Below are 25,330 nucleotides of genomic sequence, written 5' to 3'. Positions count from 1 at the left end.
TTCGCCCGGAATTGTCCGTCCCGGGAGCCTGACCGGCAGCGTGGTCGCCGCCTGCCTGCTGCTGGCGGGCTGCGGCATGACCGGATCGAACCCCGACGAATCGCCCACCGCGGTGCCATCGGGGGTGGTCGTGGCCAGCGGGGCCGCGCGGGTGGTGGAAAGCGATTACGGCACCCCGGTGAAGGATCGGGTCGCCACGATCGGCCTGCTCAACAAGCGCAACAACCTGTCGCAGGATCTGGTGCTGCGCACCGGTGAGACGCGCCGCATCGGCAATGTCATCGTCAAGCTGGCCAACTGCGAACGCACCCTGCCGTGGGAAAGCCCGCCCGAAGTCGGCGCCTTCGTCCAGGTCTGGGTGGAGGAGCGCCGCACCACCGCCGATCCGCTGCGCTGGCACAAGGTTTTCTCCGGCTGGCTGTTCAAGAACTCGCCCTCGCTCAACGTGGTCGAGCACCCGGTCTACGATGTCTGGGTGAAGGACTGCGCGATGAAGTTCCCGGGTGAGGAAGAGGACCCGGCCGCATTCGCCGCCGCGAGCAGCGCGGCGAAGCCATCGGGCAGCGCCAGCCCGGCCGCCGCGTCGCCCGCTCCGGTGGAATCGCCCGCCGCGGAATAGGTGTGCCGCGGCGGCGGGCGCTGGGCATGACGGAGCAGGGTGAGGTACCGCGCCTGGGGAATCTCGGTCGCACCCAGCGAGGCGAGGTGGTCGGTCATGAACTGGCAATCGAGCAGTTCGGCCCCGCACCGCCGCAGCGCCGCGACCAGCCAGGCCAGGGCCACCTTGGAGGCATCGGGGACCCGGCTGAACATCGATTCGCCGCAGAACACCCGATCGAACCCGACGCCATAGAGGCCGCCGACCAGCAGGTCGGGGCCGCCCTGCTGATCGGGCATCCAGCATTCGATCGAATGGGCCCGGCCCTCGGCGTGGAGCGCGCGGTAGCTGGCCGCGATCTTGGCGCTGATCCAGGTTTCGGCCGTGTCCCGGCGCGGTGCGGCGCAGGCAGCCATCACCGCGGCGAAGGCCGCATTGCAGGTCACCCGGAACCGCCCCCGGCGCAGCGTGCGGGCCAGCGAGCGGGAGCACCGGAACCCGTCGAGCGGCAGGATCGCGCGCAGCCGCGGCTCCACCCAGAAGACCTCCGGATCGTCGCGGCTATCGGCCATCGGAAAGATGCCGCTGCGGTAGGCGAGCATCAGCATGTCGGGTTCGATGATCTTGCCGGGCGCGTGCATGCCCGCTCAGACTAGCCGATTTGCCTGTTCGGCAAAATGCCTCATTCGGTAGGGACGGCGGGCAGGGGGCCTTCGCGCCCGGTCCCGCCGGCCATTCATGTGCTGGCTGGGGGTGAAGGTGGGGCCCTTTGTCCTGCCGCTGGACGGCGCATCAACTCGGCCTTGCCATCGCCGCGTGCGCCCTCTAGAGGCCGCCTTGCCCGCAGGAGTGTAGCTCAGTTGGTAGAGCATCGGTCTCCAAAACCGAGGGCCGGGGGTTCGAGTCCCTCCACTCCTGCCAGCATCGCCTCTTCACCGCATCGGGCTGGCTCACCCCGAACCGGCCCTGACAGGCCCCGCGGTCGAACGATCGCCGCTTGATCGATCATCCGTTGATCGATGGGCGGTTGCCAAGTCGGGGGAACTGGCCCTAGACGGGCGGGCCCGGTACAGGGCGCCACAATCCTGCCGCAATTGCTGACAGCCCGGTGATGTCCCAGCCCACGCCCGCTCCCGCTGTCGTTTCGCGACTTTCGGCCCTGCAATTGGGGCTGATCCTGCTGGTCTGCGTCGCAGCCGGCATGCCCGGCATCCTCGCGCACTATCCGCAGATGACCGATTATCCGGCGCACCTGGCACGCTGGTACATCATGATCGACAACGGCCATACGCCGGATCTGGCGCGCTATTATGCCTTTCGCTGGGTCTGGTCGGGCAATCTGGGCGCCGATCTGCTGATCCGTCCGCTGGCGGCCGTGTTCGGACTGGAAGTGGCTGGCCGGCTGCTGGTGATCACGATCCCGATGCTGGTGGCGGGCGGCCTGTTCACGGTCGAATGGACGCTGCGCCGGCGGATCGGGGTGGGGGCATTGCTCGCCCTCGCGACGGTCTGGTCGCCGGCCCTGCTCATGGGCTTCCTCAACTTCGAGCTGGCCCTGGCGGGCGCGCTCTTTGCCTTCGCACTGTGGGTGCGGATGGCGGGGAGCCGCTGGCGCGAGGCGACCTTCGTGCCGATCGGGATCCTGGTCTGGGTTGCGCACCAGTCGGGCTGGGGCGTGCTGGGGGTGATGGTCTTCGCGTATGAATGGTCGCGCCAGGGCGGCAGCGGGGTGCATCCCCTGACGCGGCTGTGGCGCGCGGGCCTGGCCACCTGGCCGCTGTGGCTGCCGTTCCTGCCGACCGTGCTGGCCAGCCAGCAGGCCGAGGGTTCGTTCAATTACGGCAAGAAGCCCCTGCTGGTGAAGTGGTCGTTCTGGAAGGGCGCCCTGCGCGACCGGGTGCGCTATATCGACTATGCCACCACCCTGCTGCTGCTGATCGCCCCGCTGGTGGCGCTGTGGTTCCGCCGGCTGGATGGGCGGCTGGCGATCGGCGCGGTGCTGATCCTGCTGCTCTCGCTGATCGTTCCGCGCCACCTGGGCGGCGGCGACCTGGCCGACCTGCGGCTGATCGCGGTGGGCCTGATGCTGCTGGCCCTGGCGATCGACTGGCGCCCCGCCTGGCCGCTGATGTGGGTGGCAATCGGGCCCTTCGCGCTGCGCCTGGCGATCACCTCGGCGGTGTGGACGGTCCATTCGGCCAATGTCGCCTACATGATGAAGGCGCTCGACCAGATTCCGCGGGGCGCGCGGGTGGCCGTGGCCGTGCGCGAGGAGGTGGGGCTCTGGGCCCAGCCGCTTTATGGCCACCTGGGATGCTATGCCACGCTGCGCCGTGACGCGCTGGTCAACAACCACTTCGCCATTCCCGGAGTGCACATGCTGACGCTGACCCCGGCGGCATGGAAATGGGTCGATCCGTCGCACCGGCTTTATGCCCGGGCCCATCGCACGGTGAAGCTGGCCAAGTTCAAGCCGGCGATGGAGGCCGATTACCTGTGGTACTTCGGCAAGTACGCCCCGGCCGACCTGCCGCCCGGCGCCCGGGTGATCTTCCGCAGCAAGCACTCGCTGCTGGCGCGTCTTGCCAATTCCCCGCAGCATCGCTAACTGGGCGCTACTCCCGACATCGGAGACCTGCTGCCCCTCCCGGTTTGCCCCCCAGGCGCCGGGGCGGCGCTGTCCCCTTGGCGGAAGAAATGGTAGCAATTCTTAACGAAGAGTCCGCGACATGGCCAAGTTCAACCCAGGCCAGTTCTTCAACGAGGTGAAGGCCGAGGCCCGCAAGGTCGTCTGGCCGACCCGCCAGGAAACCACCACGACGGCGATCTTCGTCGCGCTGATGATGGTCATGCTTGCGGTGTTCTTCCTCGGCATCGATTCGCTGTTCGGCGAAATCGTGCGCTTCCTGCTGTCGCTGGCCTGAGACAACGAAGAGAGAACTGATGGCTCGCTGGTACATCATCCACGCCTATTCCGGCTTCGAGAGCAAGGTGCGGGATTCGATCATCGCCGAGGCCGAGCGGCTCGGCCTGGAGCAGCTTGTCGAGGCGGTGGAAGTGCCGACCGAGACGGTGACCGAGGTCAAGCGCGGCAAGAAGGTCCAGACCGAGCGCAAGACCATGCCCGGCTATGTCCTCGCCAAGCTGGCGATGAACGACGATGTCTACCACCTGATCAAGAACACCGCCAAGGTGACCGGCTTCCTCGGCCCGAACGGCAAGCCCCAGGCGATCAGCGACCGCGAGGCCGCGCGCTACTTCGGCGCGCGCGAGCAGGCCGCCGCCACGCCCCGCCGCGAGGTCTCGGTCGATTACGAGATCGGCGATCAGGTCAAGGTCAACGCCGGGCCCTTCGCCAGCTTCAACGGCACGGTGGAAGAGCTCGACTTCGACAAGCAGCGCGTCAAGGTCTCGGTCTCGATCTTCGGCCGCGCCACGCCGGTCGAACTGGGCTTCGAGGAAGTCGAACTGGCCAAGTGAGGTGGTGAGGCCCCGAACGGGCTTCCCTTTTTGCCGGCATTCCCCTAAGGGCGCCGCTCCGCATCCGGGCAACCGGATTCGGAAATCCGTGCGGGAGGGGCCTTCGGGCCCTGTCTGACCGCTTGATCTGAGCCGTTCCGCAAGGGGCGGCAACAGGATGAAAGGAGGCCATCGTGGCCAAGAAGATCGAAGGTTACATCAAGCTGCAGGTGAAGGCCGGTTCGGCCACGCCGTCGCCGCCGATCGGCCCCGCGCTGGGTCAGCGCGGCGTCAACATCATGGAATTCTGCAAGGCGTTCAATGCCGCCACGCAGGAGCTGGAAAAGGGCATGCCGATCCCGACGGTGATCACCGTCTATTCGGACCGCTCGTTCAGCTTCATCACCAAGACCCCGCCCGCCAGCTTCCTGATCAAGCAGGCCGCCAACCTCAAGTCGGGCTCGAAGGAGCCGGGCAAGGTTTCGGCCGGAACCATCAAGCGCTCGCAGCTCGCCGAGATCGCCCAGACCAAGATGGCCGATCTGAACGCGAACGATATCGAACAGGCCACCAAGATCATCGAGGGCTCGGCCCGTTCGATGGGCCTGCAGGTTGTGGAGGGCTGATCCGATGGCAAAGCAGACCAAGAAGCAGAAGGCCCTGGCCGCCAAGCTGGGCGACAATCAGAAGCTCTACGCCGTCGACGAGGCGATCCAGCTCCTCAAGGACCTGAAGAGCGCCAAGTTCGACGAATCGCTCGAGGTGTCGCTGAACCTCGGCGTCGATCCGCGTCACGCCGACCAGATGGTCCGTGGCATGGTCACCCTGCCTTCGGGCACGGGCAAGGACGTCAAGGTTGCCGTGTTCGCCCGCGGTGACAAGGCCGAGGCCGCGCTGGCCGCCGGTGCCGACAAGGTTGGCGCCGAGGACCTGCTGGAAGACATGCAGGCCGGCAACCTGGACTATGGCCGCGTGATCGCCACGCCGGACATGATGGGTCTGGTCGGTCGCCTCGGCAAGGTGCTGGGTCCCAAGGGCCTGATGCCGAACCCGAAGCTGGGTACGGTCACCCCGAACGTCGCCGAAGCGGTCAAGGCTGCCAAGGGCGGCCAGATCGAGTTCCGCGTCGAGAAGGCCGGCATCATCCACGGCGGGATCGGCAAGCTGTCGTTCTCGAACGAGGCGCTGCGGGCCAACTTCGACGCCTTCGTGGACGCCATCGTCAAGGCCAAGCCGTCGGGCGCCAAGGGCAAGTACCTGCGCAAGGTCGGCCTTTCGTCGTCGATGGGCCCGGGCCTGAAGGTCGACGTCGCGCAGGTCCACGGCGGCTAAGCCGGACCGGTACGACGAAGCGATACGGGGGCCGGGAGGGAAACCTTCCGGCCCTCCGCATATGGGCCGCCGGTGACGCGGCCCGACAAGCCCGGCAGAATGGCGCGATCGGCCATCACGCTTGGCAATGGGGCCTCCGGCGGGTTAAGCGCCGGGCCTGAAGGAGCATTAACGTGGCGAAGAACTGGAATCCGGACAGCTGGAAGACCCACGAAGCGAAGCACATGCCGGTCTATCCCGACAGTGCCCGCCTTAACGCGGTCGAATCGACGCTGACCAGCTTTCCGCCCCTGGTCTTCGCCGGTGAGGCCCGCGCCCTGACCGCCGATCTGGCCGAGGTTGCCGCCGGCCGCGGCTTCCTGCTGCAGGGCGGGGACTGCGCCGAAAGCTTTGCCGAGTTCCACCCCAACAACATCCGCGACACCTTCCGCGTGCTGCTGCAGATGGCAGTGGTCCTGACCTTTGCCAGCAAGCAGCCGGTGGTGAAGGTGGGACGCATGGCGGGCCAGTTCGCCAAGCCGCGCTCCTCGCCGACCGAGACGGTCGATGGGGTCGAGCTGCCGAGCTACCTGGGCGACAACATCAACGGGATCGAGTTCACCCCGGAATCGCGCATCCCGGACCCGGAACGCCTGCTGAAGGCTTACAGCCAGTCCGCCGCGACCCTGAACCTGCTGCGCGCCTTTGCCCATGGCGGCTATGCCAACCTGCGTCAGGTCCACCAGTGGACGCTGGATTTCATGGACCGCAGCCCCTGGGCGCAGAAGTTCGCCGAGGTTTCGGACCGGATCGGCGAGGCGCTGGACTTCATGCAGGCCTGCGGGATCGATCCGCAGACCGTGCCGCAGTTGCAGGGCACCAGCTTCTACACCAGCCACGAAGCGCTGCTGCTGCCCTATGAGCAGGCGCTGACCCGGCAGGATTCGCTGACCGGCCAGTGGTACGACTGTTCGGCGCACATGTTGTGGATCGGCGATCGCACCCGCTTCGACGGTTCGGCCCACGTGGAGTTCCTGCGCGGCGTGGGCAATCCGCTGGGCATGAAGTGCGGGCCGTCGCTGTCGGCCGATGCCCTGCTCAAGCTGCTCGACACGCTCAACCCCGCGCGACAGGCGGGACGGATCACGCTGATCAGCCGCTTCGGGCATGACAAGGTCGAAGCCGGGCTGGCCCCGCTGGTCGGGGCCGTGGCGCGCGAAGGGCATCCGGTGGTCTGGTCGTGCGATCCGATGCACGGCAACGTCATCAAGGCCGACAACGGCTACAAGACCCGCCCGTTCGACCGCATCCTGTCCGAAGTGAAGGGCTTCTTCGCGGTCCACCGCGCCGAGGGCACCCATGCCGGCGGGATCCACATCGAGATGACCGGCCGCGACGTTACGGAATGCACCGGCGGGGCCATCGCGCTGACCCAGGAAGGGCTGGCGGACCGGTACCACACGCACTGCGATCCCCGGCTCAACGCGGCCCAGTCGCTCGAGCTGGCCTTCCTGCTTGCCGAGGAACTCAACCGCGAGGCGAGCGAACGGACCCGTCAGGCGGCCTGAACGGTCAGACCCTTCGCCCGCGGAACAGTTGCACCAGGCCGACCACGATGGCGGCCACCAGCAGCACGTGGATCACCGCGCCGGTGACCTTGAACACCACGACTCCGAGCAGCCAGAGCACAAGCAGGACGAGAGCGATGGTGAACAGCATGGGGCGGGCCTCGTTTCAGGGGTGAGTGCCGTGGCAACGGCGCCCCGCCAGGCCTGGTTCCCGGCCGGCTCAGCCCGCGGCGAGCGTCATGTCGTCGGCCCGGCTCGTTTCGCGCAGGGCCCGTGGCAGTCGGGATCGGCTTGCCGCTTCGGCCAGGGTGTGGCGATCGAGTTCGGCGAAGAAGGCCTGGGCCGCCCCGCCCAGCACCGGGATCAGCCCGCAGCCCGGGCGCAGGGCGCAGTTCGGGCAATCGGCCGGCTGGGTTTCGGTTTCGGTCAGCCGCACCACTTCGCCGATGATGATGTCCTCGGGCGCGCGACCCAGGGTGAACCCGCCGCCGCGTCCCCGGGTGGTCGCCAGATAGCCGGCATTGGCCAGTTCGTTGACCAGCTTCATCGCGTGATTGCGAGCAATGCCCTGGGCCTCGGCCACGGCCGCGATCGACAGGCGTTCACCCGGCTGCAGGGCGGCCTGCAGCAAAATCCGCAGCGCATAATCGGTATGGCGGGTCAGGCGCACGAACCGGGACCTTTCCTTGCAACGCGTTGCTCATGGCACCGCGGCAGGCGCTGCGCCACGGCAAATCTAGCCGCGTCCCCGGGGCCTTCGTCAAGCCTGCCCCTTCAACCATGCCGCGCCACGGCAAACGGCGCGAAGGCCTGCTGCACCGGCATGATCTCGATCGTGTTGACGTTGAGATGGGCTGGCATGCGCAGTACCGCCTCGACCGCGTCGATCACGTCGTCGGCCGACAGGGCGTGGACGCCGGCATAGACCGCGGCGGCCTTGTCCTTGTCTCCGGCGAAGCGGACTTCGCTGAATTCGGTTTCGCACATGCCCGGCTCCAGCGAGGTGACTCGCACCGGCGTGCCGAGCAGGTCGGACCGCAGGTTCAGCGAGAATTGCCGGACAAAGGCCTTGGTCGCGCCGTAGACGTTGCCGCCGGGGTAGGGATAGCTGGCCGCGACCGAGCTGACGTTGATCACGTGGCCGCGGCCGCGTTCGACCATGCCCGGCAGGACCGCGCGGGTCATCCGGGTGAGCCCGGCGACATTGGTCGCGATCATGGTCTCCCAATCGTCCTGATCGGTGCGATGCGCCGGCTCCAGCCCCAGGGCCAGCCCGGCGTTGTTGAACAGCACGTCGATCGCCGCGAAGTCGGCCGGGAGCGCGGCGAGCAGGCTGGTGCCGCAGTCCCGTTCCGTCACGTCGAGCGGGACGGTCAGGAGGTGCGGGGACGCGAGCTCGGCAGCCAGGGCGGCCAGCCGGTCCGCGCGCCGCCCGGTGGCGATCGCGCGGCCGCCCCCCGCGATGACCCGTCGCACCATGGCGGCGCCGAAGCCCGAGGTGGCACCCGTGACGAGGACGGTCAGTCCGGCGGCGAAATCAGCTCTCAGATCCATGATTCGGCGTTACCCAAGCAGGGACGGCGCGTCGAGGGTGATGCCCGCTTGTCTGGCTCGCCTGTCATGCCCTCTCGTCAGCGGTCCCGCAGCAAGCTAGGGCGCCGCGATGGATGCCGCGGCCCAACCCTATGACGCCATCGTGCTGGGCGCCGGCGCGGCCGGGATGATGTGTGCGCTGACCGCCGGGCAACGCGGCCTGCGCGTGCTGCTGATCGATCACGGCGACGCACCCGGACGCAAGATCCTGATTTCGGGCGGGGGACGGTGCAACTTCACCAATCTCCACACCGCCCCGGACCGTTATCTTTCGGCCAATCCGCATTTCGCCAAGTCGGCGCTGGGACGCTATTCGCCGCAGGATTTCCTGACCCTGATCGAACGGCATGGCATCGCCTGGCACGAGAAGACACTGGGCCAGCTGTTCTGCGATGGTTCGGCGCGGCAGATCGTCGATCTGCTGATGCAGGAATGTGCCGAGGCCGGGGTGACCCTGCTGCTCGGCCACCCGGTTGCGGCGATCGCGCAGCGCGACGGTCTGTTCCATGTCACCCGCAACGGCATCGACCTGGCGGCGCGGGCCCTGGTCCTGGCCACCGGCGGCCCGGCCATTCCCAAGCTGGGCGCGACCGGCTTTGCCTATGACGTCGCCCGGCAGTTCGGCCTGTCCGTGGTCCAGCCGCGCCCGGCGCTGGTGCCCTTCACGCTGGGGGCGGAGGAGGCGCTGTTCCAGTCCCTGTCCGGCGTGGCGACCGAGGTGGAGGTGCACTGGCAGAAGACCCGCTTCCGCGAGGCGGCACTGTTCACGCACAAGGGCCTGTCGGGTCCGGCGATGCTGCAGATTTCCTCCTACTGGCAGCATCGCACCCCGATCGCGGTGGATTTCGCGCCTGATGCGGCGCCCGGCTGGCTGGTCGAGCACAAGCAGCGCCAGCCGCGCGGCGCGGTCCGGCGGGTCCTGGCGAGCGGCCTGCCCGCCCGTCTCGCCGAGGTCCTGGCCGAACGGCTGGGCCTGGATGGCGAACTGGGGACGATCACCGACAAGCGGTTGCGCGCCGCCGAGGCGCAACTGGCGCGCTGGCCGTTCCAGCCCAACGGCACCGAAGGCTTCGCCAAGGCCGAGGTCACCGCCGGGGGAATCGCCACCCGCGAGCTTTCGTCGCGGACGATGATGGCCACCAGGGTGCCCGGGCTCTACGCCATCGGCGAGTGTGTGGACGTGACCGGCTGGCTGGGCGGCTACAACTTCCAGTGGGCCTGGGCCAGCGGCTGGGCAGCCGGGCAGGCCCTGGCCGAGGCGCACGGGGCCGGGCCCTCACCGCAAACGATGACATAAATTTAATCGGGGCGCGAAGCTCCGGTCAGGTTCGATTCTGCAGATGCGAAGATCGGGGCTCGCGGTGGATCTTGGTCCACCGGCGCGCGCCCGATCGGTCAGGCGCGCGCCGCGCGTCGCATTGCAAAGTCGAGCCCATGAACTTCGAGCGCCGCGTTCCCACTCTCAGCCGTGATCAGCAGATCCGGATCCTGGTCCTGGCCGTCCTGGCCGTCGTGCTGGTCACAGCTCTCGTCTGGGGGCTGCGGGCCGTGCTCAGCCGCACCGATCCGCCACCGCCGCCGCTGCCGCCGGGCGAATTGCAACTGACCCGGCAGCAGGTGAGCAGCCTGAAGATCGCGGCCGCGCGCTATGACGACGGCTACGAACGGACCGGGGCCACTGGCCAGATCGCGGTCGACGAGACGCGCAGCACGCCGGTGTTCCTGCCCTATTCGGGCCAGGTCCTGACCGTGCCGGTGCAGAACGGCGATCACGTCCGCCAGGGCGATGTGCTGCTGCGCATCCGCACCAGCGACGTCGTCGATGCCCGCAACGCGCTGTTCGCAGCCGAGGCGCAGCGCGCCAGCGCCGCCTCGCAGCTGCGCGTGGCCCAGGAGAACGCGGCCCGGGCCGAGCAGATCTATCGCACGGCCGGCGGCGCGTTGAAGGACGTGCAACAGGCGCGCAGCGATCTGGTCAACGCCCAGTCGGCGCTGCGGATCGCCGAGAGTGCGGTGGGCGCCGCCAAGGACAAGCTGGTGGTCTTCGGCAAGACCCCGGGGGAAATCGCGCGGCTCGACGGGGCCGGCGGTATCGGGGGCATCCATGCCGATACGAGCCTGCGCGCACCCATCAGCGGCGTGGTGGTGACCCGTGCCGTGGCCGAGGGGCAGTATGTGACTGGCGGCGGCACCACACCGGCCTTCGTCATCGCCGACCTCTCCAAGGTCTGGCTGGTCGCCCAGGTCGCGGAAAGCGATGCCGCTCGGGTGCACATCGGCGACCACCTGACCGTGACCACGACGGCTTATCCCGGGCGCGAGTTCGATGCGTTGATCGACAATGTCGCCGCGCAGATCGATCCGGTGACGCATCGCCTGCAGGTGCGCGCAACCATTGCCAATCCGGACGGTGCGCTGAAGCCGCAGATGTTCGCCGACTTCACCATCCGCAGCCCGATCGCCGCCACCATTCCGGCCGCCCCCGGCCCGCGTCTGCTGGCGCTGCCGTCCGAAGCGGTGATCCATGAAGGCGACAGCGCCAGGGTCTGGGTCTATCTCGGCAAGGGGCGGGTGATCGCCCGGCCGGTCCGCACCGGCGAAAGCCATGATGGCCGGATCACCATCCTGTCCGGCCTGCGTCCGGGCGAGCAGGTGGTCAGCGCCGGCGCGCTGTTCGTCAACGAAGCGGGGCTCGACTGACATGATCGGGCTCGTCCGCCTCGCGCTGCAGCAGCGCCTGACCGTCGTCGGCTTCTTCCTCGCCATGATCCTGGCGGGCGGGGTGGCCTTCTGGAATCTCAACATCGAGGCCTATCCCGATCCGGTCCCGCCGATGGTGGAGATCGTCACCCAGTCCAGCGGCCTTTCCGCCGAGGAGATGGAGCGCGGCGTGACCGTGCCGATCGAGGTCCAGATGTCGGGCCTGCCGCACATGACCGCGATCCGCGCGATCTCGCTGTTCGGCCTGTCGGACGTGAAGATCCAGTTCACTTACGACTTCAATTACGATCAGGCCCAGCAGCAGGTGATCAACCGGCTGGCGCAGCTTCCCCAGCTACCGGGCGGCGCGATCCCGACGATTTCGCCCACCAGCCCGGTCGGGGAAATCTATCGCTACCGGATCAAGGCGCCCGCCGGTTATTCGGTCGAGGATCTCAAGACCCTGCAGGACTGGGTGCTGCAGCGCCGGTTCCGGGCGATCCCGGGCGTGATCGACGTGACCGGGTGGGGCGGCAAGATGCGCTCCTATGACGTGGTGGTCGATCGCGACAAGCTGGCCGCGCACCACGCCACCGTTGGCCAGGTGATCTCGGCGCTGGCCCATGCCAATGCCAATGTCGGCGGGCAGACGATCAACTTCGGCGCGCAGAGCGCGATCGTCCGCGGGGTCGGTCTGATCCAGTCGGTCGACCAGATCGGCGACACCCTGATCACCCGCGACGGCACCGTTCCCGTCCTGCTCAAGGACGTGGCGCAGGTGAAGATCGGCAACACCCCGCGCAACGGCATCGCCGGGCTGAACAACGATGACGATATCGTGGAAGGCATCGTCCTGATGCGCCGCGGTGCCCAGTCCATGCCGACGATCCAGGCGGTCAAGGCCGAGATCGACAAGATCAACACCACCGGCGTCCTGCCTCCGGGCGTGACGCTGGAGCGGATCTATGACCGGTCCGACCTGATCGGGGTGACCACGCACACCGTGATGGAGAACCTGATCGCCGGCGTGCTGCTGATCTTCTTCCTGCAGTGGGCCTTCCTGGGCAACCTCCGCTCCGCCCTGATCGTGGCCGCGACGATCCCCTTCGCGCTCGCCTTTGCGGTCCTGATCCTGACGCTGCAGGGTGAGAGTGCGAACCTGCTCTCGGTCGGCGCGCTCGACTTCGGGTTGGTGGTCGATGCGACGGTGATCATGGTCGAGAACATCTTCCGGCACATGTCCGAGCGATCCCACCATGTGGAAAGCCATGCCGGGGAAGGGGCGCACTACACCTTCGCCAGCCGGATCGGGGCCGTGCTGCAGGCATCGAGCGAGGTCAGCCGCGGGATCTTCTTTGCCGCCGCGATCATCATCGCCAGCTTCCTGCCGCTGTTCACCCTGACCGGGGTGGAGGGCCACATCTTCGGCCCGATGGCCAAGACCTATGCCTATGCCATCGTCGGCGGCCTGATCGCGACCTTCACCGTCGCCCCGGTGCTGTCGACGCTGCTGCTGCCGGACAAGCTGAGCGAGGTGGAGACCCGCATCGTGGCGAAGCTGCGCAGCCTCTACGAGCCGGCCGCCGCTTTCGCTTACCGCAACCAACTGCTGGCGATCGGCGGTGGGGTGCTGATGGTGGTCGGGGCCTTCGTCGGCGTGCGCTCGCTCGGCGTCGAGTTCCTGCCGCACCTGGAGGAGGGCAACATGTACATCCGCGCCTCGCTGCCGGCCTCGATCTCGCTCGACGCGGGTGAGCCGACCGCCCAGGCGATCCGGCGCGACATCATGAAGTATCCCGAGGTGACCGCCGTCCTGTCGGCCCACGGCCGCCCGGACGACGGCACCGACGCCACCGGGTTCTTCAATGTCGAGTACTTCGTGCCGCTGAAGCCGTTCGATCAATGGCCCTCGGGCATGGACAAGGAAAAGCTGGTGGCCGAGCTCTCCGCCAAGCTGAAGGACAAGTACCCGGGGGTCGACTTCTCGTTCTCGCAGATCATCGAGGACAACGTCGAGGAGGCCGCTTCGGGCGTGAAGGGGGCGAACTCGGTCAAGCTGTTCGGGCCGGACCTGGCCACGCTGGAGGACCTGGCGACCAAGATCCGCAACCAGATGGCGACCGTGCGCGGCATCACCGACCTGGGTATCTTCCAGTCGCTGGGCCAGCCGACCGTGCGGATCGACGTGGACCGCGTGAAGGCGGCGCGCTTCGGCCTCTCGGTCGATGACGTCAACCAGACGGTCCAGGCCGCGATCGGCGGCGCCTCGCCGGGCGATCTCTACGAACCGCACACCGACCGGCACTTCCCGATCGTGGTGCGTCTGAAGTCCGACCAACGGGACAGCCTGGAGGCGGTCAAGCAGATCACCGTCGGCGCAACCGCGCCCGATGGCAGCACGATCCAGGTGCCCCTGTCCGAACTGGCCGATATCCGCCTGACCAGCGGCGCAGCCTTCATCTATCGTGAGCACCAGTCGCGCTACATCCCGATCAAGTTTTCGGTCCGTGACCGCGATCTGGGCAGCGCCGTGGCGGAAGCCCAGGCCAAGATCGCCCGGCATGTCCAGTTGCCGCCCGGCTACACGCTGGAATGGGCGGGCGAGCTGGCCAACCTCCAGAACGCGGTTGCCCGGCTGGAGATCGTCGTGCCGATCAGCCTCCTGCTGATGCTGGGGCTGCTCTATGCCAACTTCGGCACCATGCGCGACACGCTGCTGGCGTTCAGCGTGATCCCGATGGCGGTGGTCGGCGGCGTGCTGGGCCTGCTGCTGACCGGAACGGCCTTCTCGATCTCGGCGGCGATCGGCTTTGTCGCCCTGTTCGGGATCGCGGTGATGGACGGCATCCTGGTGGTGACCAACTTCAACCAGGCCATGGACGAGGGCAACGCGCCCGATGCCGCGCTGCGTCTCGCCACGACCCATTCGCTGCGCCCGGTGGTGATGACCTGCCTGGTCGCGGCGATCGGGCTTCTCCCCGCCGCGCTGTCGACCGGGATCGGCAGCCAGGTGCAGAAGCCGCTGGCCCTGGTCGTGGTCGGCGGGATGTCCCTGGCGCCGGTGCTGATCCTGCTGGTCCTGCCGCTGTTGATCAGCCGCTTCTCGAGCCGCCTGGTCAAGCCCAAGTCGCCACCGGAAACCGACGCCCTGCCCCCTGTGATCGAGGGAGAACCGGCATGAGCCGCCTTCCGATCCGTTCCCGCGCCCGCCGGCTGGGATGGGCCCTGGCCTGCGCCAGCCTGATCCTGCTGGTCCTGCCATTCCCGCCCCTGACCCTTCCGGCCCAGGCCCGGACCGTGCCGCCCGCGCCGGTCCTGCCCCTGCCGCCGGGGCCGGCGGGCAATGCTCCGGCCGCTGTCCTGACCGCGCCGATCGCCCCGCTGAGCGGCCCGGCGCAGACCCTCCACCCGGGCGCCGCCGTTCCGGCGGATTGGTGGAGGACCTTCGCCAGTCCGGCGCTCGATGCCCTGGTCGATCAGGCGCTGGCCGCCAACACCGATCTGGCGGTTGCCGGCGCCAACCTGCGGCAGGCGCACGAACTGGCCCGGGCGGCGCGCGGAGTCCTGTTCCCGCAGGTCGATGCGGGCTACTCGATCGAGCGGCAACGGCTGTCCGGCACGATCGCCACCCCGTTGACCGATCCGGTGCCCACGCTGTTCTCGATCCACACCGCGCAGCTCAGCCTTGGTTACTCGCTCGATCTGTTCGGCGGCAACGCCGCGCGGATCGCCTCGGCCAAGGCGGCGGAACGCGCCACCGCGGCCCGGCTGCGCGGGGTGCAGACCATCGTGGCCGGCAACGTCGTGCTGGCGGCGATCCAGAATGCCGCGCTCGACGCCCAGATCGAGGCGGTGCAGGCGACGGTCGACAGCGATCGGGAAATCCTGCGCCTGCTGAAGGCGCGTGAAGCGCTGGGCGCGATCGGCAAGGCCGATGTGGCGCCGCAGGAGGCTGCGCTGGCCAATGCCGAAGGGGCGCTGCCGCCGCTGGAGCGGGCTCGCCAGGCCAACCTGGCGGCGCTCAGCGTCCTGCTCGGCCGGGCTCCGGGCGCGCCGCTGCCGGACCTGCCCTCACTCGATGCCTTTACGCTCCCCGGGGACCTGCCGCTGACGCTGCCATCCGAACTGGTCGCCCAGCGTCCAGACGTGGCCGCGGCAGCGGCGGCGATGGAAGGGGCCGGGGCCGATCTCAAGGCCGCCATCGCCGCCCGGTTGCCCTCGCTCACCCTCAGCGCCTCGGCCGGAGGCGCCGCGCGTGACTTCGGCGACATGTTCCGCGATGGCAACCCGTTCTGGGTCCTGCTCGGCGGGCTTACCGGGCCGCTGTTTCACGGGGGCAGCCTGAGGCACCAGCAGAATGCGGCCCAGGCGGCGCTGGAAGGGGCTCAGGCGCTGTACCGGGGCACCGCGCTGCAGGCCTTTGCCGACGTGTCCAATGCGCTGACCGCGCTCGACAGCGATGCCCGGGCGCTCGATGCGGCGACCCGTGCGGACGCTGCCGCGCAGACCTCGCTCGGCTATGTCCGGCGGCAGCTCGAGCTGGGCAGCGTGGGCACGCTGACCGTGCTCAACGCCCGCGCCACGGCACAGCAGGCGCGCAGCCAATTGCTCACCGCCAGGACCATGCGGCTGACCGACACGGTCGGGCTGTTCACGGCCCTGGGCGGCGGCATGCCTGCTCCGACCGGTGGCTAGGCGCGCCGCCCCGGCCCCCATAGGCACTTGCCTGCCCGACACTTAGGCGGCAAAGGTCAGTGGCGGCCTGATCGTCGCGAGGCTGAGTGAGCGAACGTGCCCGATCCTTCGTCCCCCCTCGAACCCCGGTCGCGGAGCCTCCGGCCCCGTCGGGCGGAGTGCGGACGGTGAACGCGGAGCCGGGGCGGATCGGTGCGCTGCACGACGGGCACGGTCGCCGGTTCGAATACCTGCGGCTCTCGCTGACCGACGTGTGCAATTTCCGCTGCACCTATTGCCTGCCCAATGGCTACCGCAAGCCGGCGGGCAAGGCGCCCGAGCTGTCGCCCGACGAGCTGGTCCGTGCGGTGGCGGCCTTTGCCCGGCTCGGGCTGTGGAAGGTGCGCCTGACCGGCGGCGAACCGACCGTGCGGAGCGAATTCACCGAGATCGCCCGCCGCGTCGCGGCCGTGCCCGGCATCCGCCGCGTGGCCATGACCACCAACGGCTATCGCCTGGCCGCCCACGCGGCAGAATGGCGCGCCGCCGGGGTGAGCGCGCTCAACGTCAGCGTCGATTCGCTCGATCCGGCCCGGTTCGCCGCAATCACCGGCCATGACCGGCTGGGCGAGGTCCTGGCCGGAGTGGCGGCGGCGCGGGCGGCCGGGTTCGATCCGATCAAGCTCAACGCCGTGCTGATGCGCGGGGTCAACGATGACGAACTGACCGCGATGATCGCCTTCGTGCGCGCGCACGACCTGTCGCTGCGCTTCATCGAGGTGATGCGCACCAACGACAACCCGGCCTTCTTCGCCGAGCGTCATCTGGCCGGGCAGACGGTGATCGCCGCGCTTGAACGGCTCGGCTGGACCCGGCTGCCGCGCGCGCCCGGAGCGGGGCCAGCCGTCGAATACGGCCACCCGCAAGCGCAAGGCCGGATCGGGATCATCGCGCCTTATGCGCAGGACTTCTGCGCCACCTGCAACCGCCTGCGGCTGTCGTCCGACGGGCGCCTGCATCTGTGCCTGTTCGGCGATGGCGGAATCGACCTGCGGCCGCTGCTGCAGCATGACGACCAGCAGGATGAACTCGTCGCGCGGATCGTCGCGCTCACCGCCACGAAGGCTCCGGCGCACCGCCTGCACCAGGGCAACAGCGGCGGCACGCCGCACCTCGCCTCGATCGGCGGCTGAACGGCCATGTCCGAAGCCCTCGCGCTGGTGGTCGAGCTGTGCGGCAAGCTGGCCGACGTGCAGGGGCGAGAGATCACCGTGCCGATCCCGGCTGCAGGCTGCACCGCCGCCTCGCTGCTCGACCGGCTGCGCGAGGGTTTTCCGGCGCTGGCGCCCCTCCTGGTCCCGGGCAAGGTCCGCGTCTGCATCAACGAGGCGATCGCGCCCGCCGACGGACTTGCCCGCCCCGGTGACCTGGTCGCCCTGTTTCCCCCGGTCTCGGGCGGATGAGCCGCACTGTCCGCCTGATCGAGACGGGATTCGATCCCGCCGAGGAGCTGCGCCGCTTCACCGCGGGAACGGGCGAGGTGGGGGCAATCGTCAGCTTCACCGGCGTGGCCCGCGGGCTGGCGAAGGATGGGGCTCCGCTCCAGGCGCTGGTGCTGGAGGCCTACCGCTCGGTCACCCTGCGTTCGATGGAGGCAATCGCCGCCGATGCCCATGCTCGCTTCGCCGTGACCGCCAGCCTGGTGCTGCATCGCGCAGGCCGGATCCTGCCGGGCGAGCCGATCGTCCTGGTGGCCACCGCCGCCCCGCACCGCCGCGCCGCCTTCGATGCGGCCGACTACCTGATGGACCGGCTGAAATCCGAAGCCGTGTTCTGGAAGCGCGAGGAAGGCGTGTCCGGCGCCGTCTGGATCGAGCCGACCACCGACGACGCCGCCGCGCTGACGCGCTGGGGCCGGACGCCGCAGGAGGCCGCATGCCCGGAATAGACCCCAGCCTGACCTTTCACCCGCTGCACATCGCGGTCCTGACCGTGTCCGACACCCGGACGATCGAGACCGATACCTCGGGCGCGCTCCTGGCCGAGCGGCTGCAAGCGGCCGGGCATGTGCTCGCCGCCCGCGCGATCCTGCCCGACGATGTCGCCGCGATCCAGGCGCAGGTGAAGGCCTGGGTGGCCGATCCGGGCGTGGACATCGTCCTGACCACCGGGGGCACCGGCTTCATGCCGCGCGATGTCACGCCCGAGGCGATCCTGCCGCTGCTGCGCCGGACGATGGACGGGTTCAGCGTGGTGTTCCACCAGGCCAGCATGGGCACGATCGGGGTGTCCACGCTGCAGTCGCGCGCCTTCGCCGGGCAGGCCGGAGACACCTTCGTGTTCTGCCTGCCGGGTTCGACCGGGGCCTGCCGCGATGGCTGGGACCTGGTGCTGGCGCACGAGTTCGACAGCCGCTACCGCCCTTGTTCGATCGCCGGGCAGGTTCCGCGGCTGCGGGGGCAGGCGGCATGAGCGAGCTGTCACACCTCGATTCCGCCGGCCGGGCGCGCATGGTCGACGTGGGGGACAAGCCGATTACCCGCCGCGCTGCCGAGGCCGTGGGCCAGTTGCTTTGCGCCCCCGAAACCCTGGCCCTGGTGAAGGCAGGTGAGGCGCCCAAGGGCAATGTCATCGCCACGGCCGAGCTGGCCGGGGTCATGGCGGCCAAGCAGACCGCGGCCCTGATCCCGCTGTGCCATCCGCTGCCGCTGTCGCAGGTGGTGGTCGAGATCACCCCGGACGATGGCCTGCCCGGGTTCCTGGTCCATGCCCGGGTCCGCACGACCGGCCAGACCGGGGTCGAGATGGAGGCCCTGACCGGAGTGTCGATTGCCTGCCTGACCCTGTTCGACATGCTCAAGGCGGTCGACAAGGGTATGGAGATCGGGGCGATCAAGGTCACCGCGAAAAGCGGCGGACGTTCGGGATCATGGCAGGCCTGACGTCCTTCGACGCGGCGCTGGCGCGATTGGCTCAGGCGGCCGGGCCGCTCGATAGCCAGTCCGTGCCCCTTGCCGTCGCGGCCGGGCGCGTGCTGGCCAGTCCGGTCCACGCCCGTCTGGCCTCGCCCCGGGTCGCGGTCTCGGCGATGGATGGCTATGCCCTGGCCGATGCGACGACGCGGGCCGGGGACTGGCTGGAGGTGATCGGCGAGGCGCGCCCCGGCCTGCCGTTCGGGGGTGAAGTCGGGCCCGGGCAGGCCGTGCGGCTGTTCACCGGGGCGCCGCTGCCGCCCGGCGCGGACCGGGTGATCATGCAGGAGCATGCCGAGCGCGACGGCGGCCGCGTGCGCTTTACCCCCGGCTATGGCCCGGCCTGGCATGTCCGCGCGGCCGGCAGCGACTTTGCCGAGGGCGCGCTGCTGCTGGAGGCGGGCACTCTGCTGACGCCGCGCGCGCTGCTGGCTGCGGCCGCGGCCGACATGGCCGAGCTGACGGTCTATCGTCGGCCAAGGCTTGCGATCCTGGGCACCGGCGACGAGCTCGCCGCGCCGGGAACCGCCGCCAGCCAACCCTTCGCCATTCCCGAGAGCGTAACCCTGGGTGTCGCGGCCCTGGCCGCCGATAGCGGCGCCGAAGTGGTCTGGCGGGGATCCCACGGCGATGACCTGGCGGGTCTGACAGAGCGGGCCGGAGCCTTGCTGGCCATGTCCGACCTGGTGGTGGTCACCGGCGGAGCATCGGTGGGCGACTACGATTTCGCCAAGGCCATGTTCGCCGCCCACGGGCTGGATCTGGTGTTCTCCAAGCTGGCGATCAAGCCGGGCAAGCCGGTCTGGTTCGGGCGATCCGGGGATTGTCTGGTGCTGGGGCTCCCGGGCAACCCGACCTCGGCGCTGGTGACGGCAAGCCTGTTCCTGCGCCCGCTGCTGGCCCGGCTGCAGGGGCGGCCGGTCGCCGCGGCGCTGCCCTGGCGGCGCCTGCCGCTGGCCGCACCGCTTCCGCCCACGGGGGACCGAGAAACCTTCGTCCGGACGATCTGGGACGAGGCCGGGCTGCGTCCGGTGCGCAACCAGGACAGCGGCGCCCAGCTTGCCCTGGCCCAGTCGGAATGGCTGGTGCGATGCCCGATCGATACCCCGGCCTTGCCCGCCGGAACCGTGGTCAGCGCCCTCCAGCTCTGATCCGCGCCTCGGCCAGGGCGAGGTCTTCCGGCGTGTTGAGATTGGCGAAGGGATCGTCCCCGTGCTCGGGCCAGTCGACCATGACCAGCCCGGTCGCCTCGGCATAGCCCCAGGGCGATCGGCCGCCCGCCGCGATCCATCGCTCCAGCCCGGCCGGGTCGGCCCGCCAGAGTCCCGCCAGCGTCTGCACCCGCCCGCCCCGCCGCGGGAGCGCCGCGCCCGCCGGGCCGATTGCCCGGCCCAGCCGCGCGATCAGGTCGTCGGGCAGGAACGGCGTGTCGCAGCCGATCAGCACCGCCTGCCCGAGCCCCAGCGCGGCAGCGTGATGCATCGCGCTGAGCAGGGCGGCGATCGCGCCAAGCTGGGGATTCCGATCGATCAGCACGGGCAGTCCCGCAGGATCGGGTGCCGCGCCTGTAGCGGCCGCGATCGCCACCCGGTCACCCTGGCGCTGCGCCCAGGCGATGGCGTGATCGATCAGCCGCCGTCCGGCAAGCAGGCGGCCCGCCTTGTCGCCCCCCATCCGCGATCCCCGGCCCCCGGCGGCAATCACGATCAGCGGCGCAGGTGTCCCCTCGGCGGGGCGGGGATCAGTCATCCCCGGGGACCGGCACCGCGCCGACATGGCGCTGGCCGCGCGCGGCGGCGAGTTGTTCCTGGCGGAAGCGCTCGCGCGCAGCGGCGCGCTGGGCCGGGCTGCGCTCGTCGCGGCAGGCGGGGCAGCTGACGCCGGGCTCGTACTGTGGTGAGGCCCGGTCGGCCTCGCTCACCGGGCGGCGGCAGGCGCGGCACAGGCTATGGGTTCCCGGCACCAGGCCATGGCCGACCGTCACCCGTTCGTCGAAAACGAAGCATTCGCCCTGCCACAGACTGTCGGCGGCGGGCACCTCCTCCAGATACCTCAGGATGCCGCCGCGCAGGTGGTAGACCTGATCAACCCCTTCCTGCTTGAGGAACGCGGTCGATTTCTCGCAGCGGATTCCCCCGGTGCAGAACATCGCCACCCGGGGCTGGCGGTCGGTGCCGAGCAGCCGTTCGCGCGTGGCGCGGAACCAGGCGGGAAAGTCGCGGAAGGTGGCGGTTTGCGGATCGATGGCCCCGGCGAAGGTCCCGGCGGCAACCTCGTAGGCGTTGCGGGCGTCGATCACGATCGTGTCGGGATCGGCAATCAGCGCGTTCCAGTCCTGCGGCTCGACATAAGTGCCCACGGTCCGGCGCGGGTCGATGTCGGGTTCGCCCATGGTGACGATCTCGCGCTTCAGGCGGACCTTGAGGCGGTGGAACGGCATGTCGGTCGCGGTCGAGAACTTGACGTCGAGCGCGGCGCAGTCGGGCAGGGCGCGGATCGCGGCCAGGACCGCATCGATCCCGGCGCGGCGTCCCGCGATCGTCCCGTTGATCCCCTCGCGCGCCAGCAGCAGGGTGCCGCGAATACCGGCGGCGCGGCAGGCCTGCTCCAGCCGACCGCGCAGCGCGGCCGGATCGTCGAACCGGGTGAAGCGGTACAGCGCGGCGACGGTGATGGCCGCCTCAGCCCCGGGACCGGTTACGGACATGCCTGCTCCATGGTGCAGGCCCCGGGCGGGCCTGCCGGTCGAGGAATGCTGGCTGGGGCGGTAGGATTCGAACCTACGAATGCCGGTACCAAAAACCGGTGCCTTACCACTTGGCGACGCCCCAGCAGTCCGGCGCGCATAGCGAGGCCGGACCGCCATGGGAAGGGGGTCCGTGGTGCTGCAGCCCCCGGAGAACCCCGCCCGCCCGGTCAACCCAGGCCGAGCGCGGCGAAATCGCTGGCGGCATGGCGTTCGGGCAGGTCGGCGCCGTTGACCTTGCGCCCGCGCTGCACCGCCGGGCGCGCTGCCAGCTCTTCCACCCAGCGGGTCAGGTGCGGGTATTCGTGCAGCGACAGGAAGGTCCGCGCATCGTTGTAGGCCGTGCCCTGAACGAAGCCGGCCAGCCAGGGGAAGGCCGCCATGTCGGCGATGGTATAGTCGTCGCCCGCCAGGTACCGGCTCTGTCCCAGCCGGGTGTCGGCGACGTGGAACAGGCGCTTGGCCTCCATCGCATAGCGGTTGATGGCATATTCGATCTTCACCGGCGCATAGTGGTAGAAATGCCCGAAGCCGCCGCCCAGGAACGGGGCCGAACCCATCTGCCACATCAGCCACGAGAACATCTCGGCCCGCGCGGCGGGTGCGGTGGGGATGAAGGCGCCGAACTTCTCGGCCAGGTAAACCAGGATCGCGCCGGATTCGAACACCCGCACCGGTTCGGTCCCGCTGCGGTCGACCAGGGCGGGGATCTTGCTGTTCGGATTCGCCGCGACGAAGCCGCTGGAGAACTGGTCGCCCTGGCCGATGTCGATCTTCCAGGCGTCGTACTCGGCCCCGGAATGGCCCGCGGCGAGCAGCTCTTCCAGCAGGATGCCCACCTTCTGGCCGTTCGGCGTGGCCAGCGAGTAGAGCTGCAGCGGATGGGCACCGACCGGCAGCTCCGCCTCGTGCGTGGCGCCCGAGACCGGGCGGTTGATCGAGGCGAAGGCGCCGCCGCTCGGCTTGTCCCAGGTCCACACGGCGGGCGGGGTGTAGGCGTCGGTCATGATCGGCACAGGCTCCTGCAGGGACGGAGGCCCTAGGTGGTTCCTGACAAGCGCAACCGCAAGCCCGTCCGCAGGTGCAACCGGGATCAGTCCATCCGCATCACCCAGCCATGGGTATCGGCGGTCTCGCCGCGCTGGATCGACACCAGCCGCTGGCGAAGCTTCTGGGTGAGCTGGCCGGGCCCGCCCGATCCGATCACGAATTCGCCGTCCACCGGATCGGTCACCCGGCCGACCGGGGTGACCACCGCGGCGGTCCCGCAGGCAAAGGTCTCGACCAGCTTGCCGCTGGCGGCGTCGGCGCGCCACTGGTCGATCGCGTACTTCTCCTCGCGCACGGTCAGGCCTTCCTCGCGCGCGAGCGTCAGCAGGCTTTCGCGGGTGATCCCGGGCAGGATCGTGCCGGTCAGCGGCGGAGTGATCAGGGTGCCGTCGGCGAAGACGAAGTACAGGTTCATGCCGCCCAGTTCCTCGATCCAGCGGTGCTCGGCCGCGTCGAGGAACACGGTCTGGTCATGCCCCTTGGCCATGGCCTCGGCCTGGGGGACCAGGCTGGCGGCATAGTTGCCGCCGCACTTGGCCGCCCCGGTCCCGCCGGGCGCGGCGCGGGTGTACTGGCTGACCCAGATCGACACCGCCGGAGCGCCCGACTTGAAGTAGTTGCCGGCCGGGCTGGCGATGACGATGAAGGAATAGGTCTTGGCCGGGCGCACCCCCAGGAAGGCCTCGGTCGCGATCATGAAGGGACGCAGGTAGAGCGAACCGCCCTCCACCGTGGGGAACCAGTCGCGATCGACCTTGACCAGTTCGCGGCAGGCCGCGACGAACAGGTCCTCGGGCAGTTCGGGCATGGCCAGACGCCGGGCCGAGGCGTTGAACCGCGCGGCATTGGCCTGGGGCCGGAACAGCGCCATAGCCCCGTCGGCCAGGCGATAGGCCTTGAGCCCTTCGAAGATCTCCTGGGCATAGTGCAGCACCGAGGCGGCCGGGTGCAGGCTGAGCGGCTGCAGCGGACCGACCACGGCATCGTGCCAGCCGGCCTCCTCGGACCACTGGATCGTGACCATGTGATCGGAAAAGTGCTTGCCGAATCCCGGCTCGGCCAGCACAGTCGCCCGCACCTCGGCCGGCACCGGCGCCGGATGCGCGATGTGCGTGAACGACAGAGGCAGGGTGGCGCTGGCCATCGGACGGGTCCTTGTTGCTGGGTCTTCCGCAAGCCATTGTACGAAAATTACGCGCAAGGCAAGAGAAAAGTAATAATAGAATAGAACGCTTTCTGCGGCTCTCTCTAGGGGGAAAAGCCCGGGGGGCCAAGGGTGCTGCGCGCGGGTGATACTTGCGGGCGGTTTTCGTGTGCGCGGCGGCGTGTGGCAAGCGGCGGAATGGCCGGGCTTTGCTGTCTCCGATGCGGCTCTGCCGTGTGACCTTTCGCGGCGGGCCGTGTCACGGCGCGAGGGGAGGCTGGGAGGGAAGGCTGCGGCATGGGGGAATTGAGCCACAAGGGGGGCGAGTAGGACAGGTGGACCGTTGCGTGATGTCCGGATCGGGTGGGGAGCGGACGTTGGGGCTGATCCGCCCGCCTCTGTCCCCGTCATCCCAGCGAAGGCTGGGATCTCTCACCGGATTGCACGGCGTCCAAAACGCACTCGCCGCGGCGGCCGAGACTGGTCGCCAGAGATGCCAGCCTGCGCTGGCATGACGGGAAGCGGGCGAAAACGGACGCCGGAACCCCGTCAGCTGACGGACGCCAGCCGGGGAGCGCCAGCCGGTTGTCCAGCTCCACACCTTCCGGTCCATCGATCCCGAACCAGTCGGAGGAAAGGCAGGGGGCGGCACCGGGGGACCGGAATGGTCCGAGCTGATCGCGGCGGAGGGTTCGACCGTTGCGCGGAAGGACGACCCCGGTCCTGGAGATTGCGCCACCCCCGAAAATGAGAAGGGCAGCAACGCCGCAGCGTGCTGCCCTTCGCATGGTCAGCGGCCGGAAGTGCCGCCCACGGAGCCTCTATCGCCTAATCGACACTCAGCGATAATGCTCCGCGCGGGACTGTACCGACCTCTCTGCTGAACCATGAGACATCGGATCACCTCCTTTCGCGCTGTTGAGCCAAAGTCGCCCCTCTCGGGGCTGGGTCGGGAGCGGTGAACCGCGTCTCGGCCTTGACGCTCAACATATGGCGAAGCGGCGCAACAACAAGTCTTGCGTTCAATTTTTTCGGTGTCAGAATCGAGGCTTCCGGCCTGCTTCGGCGTGGCCTCAACCCCCGGCGCGGCAGTCTTCGATCACCCGGCCCACTTCGGCCCAGGCGGGCAGATAGAGCGCTGGAAAACCGGCCACTTCCAGCATGAAGCGACCGCGGCTGAAGGCCATGGCATCGTTGAGCGGATCGCGCGCGGGCAGGCTGACGGCCATACCGCCATCGGGCGCCGGGCTGGCGGTGAGCGCGCGGCGGGTCGAGGTGGCGGTGATGGTGAGCATGGTCGGCCCGCTGGCCGTCCGGTTTGTCCACAGAATCGTGGTGCGGCTTGCCGGATCGCAGGCCAGGCTGGCCAGGCTGGGCTCGCCCGGCAGGCCATAGCGGGCGGTCGAACGGCCGGCCTCCATCGCCCAGCGCCAGGTGCCCGGCGTCCGCGGCGCATCGCGCCAGTCGGCCGGGGGCGCGGCGGCGGCGGGCGGCGGCGGGGCGACCGGGCGCGGC

The 25,330-nt window shown here is 69.3% G+C and carries 25 protein-coding genes, 2 tRNA genes and 1 pseudogene; 18 read left to right on the top strand and 10 right to left on the bottom strand.

Annotation, left to right across the window (positions count from 1 at the left end):
* Nucleotides 1-76: 76 nt before the first annotated feature.
* Nucleotides 77-427, top strand: a pseudogene (locus H7F49_RS15795) (DUF2155 domain-containing protein); the annotation flags it as partial.
* A 35-nt stretch (nt 428-462) separates the two neighbouring features.
* Here H7F49_RS15795 and aat read toward each other — a convergent pair.
* Entirely contained in the window at nt 463-1,239 is a 777-nt protein-coding gene (aat, locus tag H7F49_RS15790) for a leucyl/phenylalanyl-tRNA--protein transferase (protein ID WP_185684540.1), read from the bottom strand.
* Between the two features lie 204 nt (nt 1,240-1,443).
* Here aat and H7F49_RS15785 point away from each other — a divergent pair.
* The 7 genes from H7F49_RS15785 (at nt 1,444) to H7F49_RS15755 (ending at nt 6,936) form a co-directional block, all read left to right on the top strand.
* A tRNA-Trp gene (locus H7F49_RS15785) sits at nt 1,444-1,519 on the top strand.
* A gap of 190 nt (nt 1,520-1,709) precedes the next feature.
* A complete protein-coding gene (locus tag H7F49_RS15780) occupies nt 1,710-3,206 on the top strand; it encodes a hypothetical protein (protein WP_185684539.1) in 1,497 nt (498 codons plus the stop codon).
* A gap of 121 nt (nt 3,207-3,327) precedes the next feature.
* On the top strand, nt 3,328-3,522 hold the full coding sequence (gene secE / locus H7F49_RS15775) for a preprotein translocase subunit SecE (RefSeq protein ID WP_185684538.1): 195 nt from the start codon (nt 3,328-3,330) through the stop codon (nt 3,520-3,522).
* A 19-nt stretch (nt 3,523-3,541) separates the two neighbouring features.
* A complete protein-coding gene (gene nusG / locus H7F49_RS15770) occupies nt 3,542-4,078 on the top strand; it encodes a transcription termination/antitermination protein NusG (RefSeq protein ID WP_185684537.1) in 537 nt (178 codons plus the stop codon).
* Nucleotides 4,079-4,251: 173 nt separating this feature from the next.
* The gene (rplK, locus tag H7F49_RS15765) at nt 4,252-4,683 is read left to right on the top strand and encodes a 50S ribosomal protein L11 (RefSeq protein WP_185684536.1); all 432 of its coding nucleotides are present in this window, start codon (nt 4,252-4,254) and stop codon (nt 4,681-4,683) included.
* A gap of 4 nt (nt 4,684-4,687) precedes the next feature.
* A complete protein-coding gene (gene rplA, locus H7F49_RS15760) occupies nt 4,688-5,389 on the top strand; it encodes a 50S ribosomal protein L1 (protein WP_185684535.1) in 702 nt (233 codons plus the stop codon).
* Between the two features lie 173 nt (nt 5,390-5,562).
* The gene (locus tag H7F49_RS15755; RefSeq protein ID WP_185684534.1) at nt 5,563-6,936 is read left to right on the top strand and encodes a class II 3-deoxy-7-phosphoheptulonate synthase; all 1,374 of its coding nucleotides are present in this window, start codon (nt 5,563-5,565) and stop codon (nt 6,934-6,936) included.
* A 4-nt stretch (nt 6,937-6,940) separates the two neighbouring features.
* Here H7F49_RS15755 and H7F49_RS15750 read toward each other — a convergent pair whose 3' ends face one another.
* From H7F49_RS15750 to H7F49_RS15740, 3 genes are all read right to left on the bottom strand, one after another.
* The gene (locus tag H7F49_RS15750) at nt 6,941-7,087 is read right to left on the bottom strand and encodes a lmo0937 family membrane protein (RefSeq protein WP_185684533.1); all 147 of its coding nucleotides are present in this window, start codon (nt 7,085-7,087) and stop codon (nt 6,941-6,943) included.
* Nucleotides 7,088-7,156: 69 nt separating this feature from the next.
* Nucleotides 7,157-7,606, bottom strand: a complete 450-nt coding sequence (locus H7F49_RS15745; RefSeq protein WP_185684532.1) for an Rrf2 family transcriptional regulator — start codon at nt 7,604-7,606, stop codon at nt 7,157-7,159.
* 104 nt (nt 7,607-7,710) lie between these two features.
* Nucleotides 7,711-8,490: an SDR family NAD(P)-dependent oxidoreductase gene (locus tag H7F49_RS15740; RefSeq protein ID WP_214647863.1), complete on the bottom strand. Its 780-nt coding sequence runs from the start codon at nt 8,488-8,490 to the stop codon at nt 7,711-7,713.
* Nucleotides 8,491-8,599: 109 nt separating this feature from the next.
* Here H7F49_RS15740 and H7F49_RS15735 point away from each other — a divergent pair, with 109 nt between their 5' ends.
* The 10 genes from H7F49_RS15735 (at nt 8,600) to H7F49_RS15690 (ending at nt 20,026) form a co-directional block, all read left to right on the top strand.
* Nucleotides 8,600-9,826 (top strand): BaiN/RdsA family NAD(P)/FAD-dependent oxidoreductase, encoded by a 1,227-nt coding sequence (locus H7F49_RS15735; RefSeq protein ID WP_185684531.1) that lies wholly within the window; start codon nt 8,600-8,602, stop codon nt 9,824-9,826.
* 137 nt (nt 9,827-9,963) lie between these two features.
* Nucleotides 9,964-11,229: an efflux RND transporter periplasmic adaptor subunit gene (locus H7F49_RS15730; RefSeq protein WP_185684530.1), complete on the top strand. Its 1,266-nt coding sequence runs from the start codon at nt 9,964-9,966 to the stop codon at nt 11,227-11,229.
* A gap of 1 nt (nt 11,230) precedes the next feature.
* Nucleotides 11,231-14,410, top strand: a complete 3,180-nt coding sequence (locus H7F49_RS15725) for an efflux RND transporter permease subunit (protein WP_185684529.1) — start codon at nt 11,231-11,233, stop codon at nt 14,408-14,410.
* A complete protein-coding gene (locus tag H7F49_RS15720) occupies nt 14,407-15,924 on the top strand; it encodes an efflux transporter outer membrane subunit (RefSeq protein ID WP_185684528.1) in 1,518 nt (505 codons plus the stop codon). Before H7F49_RS15725 ends, H7F49_RS15720 begins: the two co-directional genes overlap by 4 nt.
* A gap of 167 nt (nt 15,925-16,091) precedes the next feature.
* The gene (gene moaA / locus H7F49_RS15715; protein WP_328806803.1) at nt 16,092-17,096 is read left to right on the top strand and encodes a GTP 3',8-cyclase MoaA; all 1,005 of its coding nucleotides are present in this window, start codon (nt 16,092-16,094) and stop codon (nt 17,094-17,096) included.
* 6 nt (nt 17,097-17,102) lie between these two features.
* Complete coding sequence (locus H7F49_RS15710) at nt 17,103-17,366, top strand: MoaD/ThiS family protein (RefSeq protein WP_185684527.1); 264 nt, start codon at nt 17,103-17,105, stop codon at nt 17,364-17,366.
* Nucleotides 17,363-17,851 carry a molybdenum cofactor biosynthesis protein MoaE gene (locus H7F49_RS15705; RefSeq protein ID WP_185684526.1) on the top strand — a complete coding sequence of 163 codons (489 nt, stop codon included), beginning with the start codon at nt 17,363-17,365 and terminating at the stop codon, nt 17,849-17,851. The genes H7F49_RS15710 and H7F49_RS15705 overlap by 4 nt, the downstream gene beginning before the upstream one ends.
* Nucleotides 17,839-18,375 carry a molybdenum cofactor biosynthesis protein B gene (gene moaB / locus H7F49_RS15700; RefSeq protein WP_185684525.1) on the top strand — a complete coding sequence of 179 codons (537 nt, stop codon included), beginning with the start codon at nt 17,839-17,841 and terminating at the stop codon, nt 18,373-18,375. Before H7F49_RS15705 ends, moaB begins: the two co-directional genes overlap by 13 nt.
* Nucleotides 18,372-18,845, top strand: a complete 474-nt coding sequence (gene moaC / locus H7F49_RS15695) for a cyclic pyranopterin monophosphate synthase MoaC (protein WP_185684524.1) — start codon at nt 18,372-18,374, stop codon at nt 18,843-18,845. The genes moaB and moaC overlap by 4 nt, the downstream gene beginning before the upstream one ends.
* Nucleotides 18,833-20,026, top strand: coding sequence for a molybdopterin molybdotransferase MoeA (locus tag H7F49_RS15690; RefSeq protein WP_235982243.1), 1,194 nt, complete (start codon nt 18,833-18,835; stop codon nt 20,024-20,026). Before moaC ends, H7F49_RS15690 begins: the two co-directional genes overlap by 13 nt.
* Here H7F49_RS15690 and mobA read toward each other — a convergent pair.
* From mobA to H7F49_RS15660, 6 genes are all read right to left on the bottom strand, one after another.
* A complete protein-coding gene (gene mobA, locus H7F49_RS15685) occupies nt 20,007-20,624 on the bottom strand; it encodes a molybdenum cofactor guanylyltransferase (RefSeq protein WP_185684523.1) in 618 nt (205 codons plus the stop codon). The two genes, H7F49_RS15690 and mobA, sit on opposite strands and share 20 nt — an antisense overlap.
* Nucleotides 20,617-21,582, bottom strand: a complete 966-nt coding sequence (gene trhO / locus H7F49_RS15680; RefSeq protein WP_185684522.1) for an oxygen-dependent tRNA uridine(34) hydroxylase TrhO — start codon at nt 21,580-21,582, stop codon at nt 20,617-20,619. The genes mobA and trhO overlap by 8 nt, the downstream gene beginning before the upstream one ends.
* A gap of 49 nt (nt 21,583-21,631) precedes the next feature.
* A tRNA-Gln gene (locus H7F49_RS15675) sits at nt 21,632-21,706 on the bottom strand.
* 85 nt (nt 21,707-21,791) lie between these two features.
* On the bottom strand, nt 21,792-22,628 hold the full coding sequence (yghU, locus tag H7F49_RS15670) for a glutathione-dependent disulfide-bond oxidoreductase (protein WP_185684521.1): 837 nt from the start codon (nt 22,626-22,628) through the stop codon (nt 21,792-21,794).
* Between the two features lie 86 nt (nt 22,629-22,714).
* A complete protein-coding gene (locus tag H7F49_RS15665) occupies nt 22,715-23,815 on the bottom strand; it encodes a branched-chain amino acid aminotransferase (protein ID WP_185684520.1) in 1,101 nt (366 codons plus the stop codon).
* 1,073 nt (nt 23,816-24,888) lie between these two features.
* Nucleotides 24,889-25,330 (bottom strand): hypothetical protein (locus H7F49_RS15660; RefSeq protein ID WP_185684519.1); only part of this gene is annotated, 442 nt, incomplete at its 5' end.

Source organism: Novosphingobium aerophilum, from assembly GCF_014230305.1.
GTDB classification, from domain to species: Bacteria; Pseudomonadota; Alphaproteobacteria; order Sphingomonadales; family Sphingomonadaceae; genus Novosphingobium; species Novosphingobium aerophilum.
Note: the sequence above shows the minus strand (reverse complement) of the source record. Positions and strands in the feature narration are given on the sequence as shown.

Excerpts from the sequence above, each read along its gene's own strand:
- H7F49_RS15720 (WP_185684528.1), top strand. The coding sequence starts at position 14,407 with ATGAGCCGCCTTCCGATCCGTTCCCGCGCCCGCCGGCTGGGATGGGCC.
- H7F49_RS15780 (WP_185684539.1), top strand. The coding sequence starts at position 1,710 with ATGTCCCAGCCCACGCCCGCTCCCGCTGTCGTTTCGCGACTTTCGGCC.
- yghU (WP_185684521.1), bottom strand. The coding sequence starts at position 22,628 with ATGACCGACGCCTACACCCCGCCCGCCGTGTGGACCTGGGACAAGCCG.
- moaC (WP_185684524.1), top strand. The coding sequence starts at position 18,372 with ATGAGCGAGCTGTCACACCTCGATTCCGCCGGCCGGGCGCGCATGGTC.
- trhO (WP_185684522.1), bottom strand. The coding sequence starts at position 21,582 with ATGTCCGTAACCGGTCCCGGGGCTGAGGCGGCCATCACCGTCGCCGCG.
- mobA (WP_185684523.1), bottom strand. The coding sequence starts at position 20,624 with ATGACTGATCCCCGCCCCGCCGAGGGGACACCTGCGCCGCTGATCGTG.
- secE (WP_185684538.1), top strand. The coding sequence starts at position 3,328 with ATGGCCAAGTTCAACCCAGGCCAGTTCTTCAACGAGGTGAAGGCCGAG.
- H7F49_RS15750 (WP_185684533.1), bottom strand. The coding sequence starts at position 7,087 with ATGCTGTTCACCATCGCTCTCGTCCTGCTTGTGCTCTGGCTGCTCGGA.
- moaB (WP_185684525.1), top strand. The coding sequence starts at position 17,839 with ATGCCCGGAATAGACCCCAGCCTGACCTTTCACCCGCTGCACATCGCG.
- H7F49_RS15725 (WP_185684529.1), top strand. The coding sequence starts at position 11,231 with ATGATCGGGCTCGTCCGCCTCGCGCTGCAGCAGCGCCTGACCGTCGTC.
- rplA (WP_185684535.1), top strand. The coding sequence starts at position 4,688 with ATGGCAAAGCAGACCAAGAAGCAGAAGGCCCTGGCCGCCAAGCTGGGC.
- H7F49_RS15735 (WP_185684531.1), top strand. The coding sequence starts at position 8,600 with ATGGATGCCGCGGCCCAACCCTATGACGCCATCGTGCTGGGCGCCGGC.
- aat (WP_185684540.1), bottom strand. The coding sequence starts at position 1,239 with ATGCACGCGCCCGGCAAGATCATCGAACCCGACATGCTGATGCTCGCC.
- H7F49_RS15665 (WP_185684520.1), bottom strand. The coding sequence starts at position 23,815 with ATGGCCAGCGCCACCCTGCCTCTGTCGTTCACGCACATCGCGCATCCG.
- H7F49_RS15690 (WP_235982243.1), top strand. The coding sequence starts at position 18,833 with ATGGCAGGCCTGACGTCCTTCGACGCGGCGCTGGCGCGATTGGCTCAG.
- H7F49_RS15730 (WP_185684530.1), top strand. The coding sequence starts at position 9,964 with ATGAACTTCGAGCGCCGCGTTCCCACTCTCAGCCGTGATCAGCAGATC.
- H7F49_RS15710 (WP_185684527.1), top strand. The coding sequence starts at position 17,103 with ATGTCCGAAGCCCTCGCGCTGGTGGTCGAGCTGTGCGGCAAGCTGGCC.
- H7F49_RS15705 (WP_185684526.1), top strand. The coding sequence starts at position 17,363 with ATGAGCCGCACTGTCCGCCTGATCGAGACGGGATTCGATCCCGCCGAG.
- H7F49_RS15740 (WP_214647863.1), bottom strand. The coding sequence starts at position 8,490 with ATGGATCTGAGAGCTGATTTCGCCGCCGGACTGACCGTCCTCGTCACG.
- nusG (WP_185684537.1), top strand. The coding sequence starts at position 3,542 with ATGGCTCGCTGGTACATCATCCACGCCTATTCCGGCTTCGAGAGCAAG.